At 45.2% G+C, this 361-nt stretch carries 1 protein-coding gene; it reads right to left on the reverse strand.

Translation table 11 applies throughout. The features are described from left to right. The coding region (locus ACFQ1Q_RS00090) for a SprB repeat-containing protein (protein WP_386126713.1) at positions 1 to 361 on the reverse strand (361 nt) is incomplete at both ends.

The following is a 361-nucleotide window of genomic DNA, read 5'->3' on the forward strand; positions in this document are numbered from 1 at the left end:
CAGTAGCTGATACGGTAGCCGAACCAGTAGCCTCACCAAAACAATCTACATCTTGCGAAGCAGAAATAGAAGCTGCGAGAGCCGCTGTCGGTTGGTCAATAGTTACATTAGCAGTCGTAGTACAGTTATTCGCATCCGTGACAGTAACAGTATAATTACCAGGAGCTAAGTTTGTAGCAGTAGCTGTAGTTTGTACCGGAGATGTATTCCAAGAATAAGTATATCCAGCAGTCCCACCAGTAGCTGATACAGTAGCTGAACCAGTAGCCTCACCAAAACAATCTACATCTTGCGAAGCAGAAATAGAAGCTGCGAGAGCCGCTGTCGGTTGGTCAATAGTTACATTAGCAGTCGTAGTACA

The organism is Winogradskyella litorisediminis, assembly GCF_042675765.1.
Taxonomy (GTDB): domain Bacteria; phylum Bacteroidota; class Bacteroidia; order Flavobacteriales; family Flavobacteriaceae; genus Winogradskyella; species Winogradskyella litorisediminis.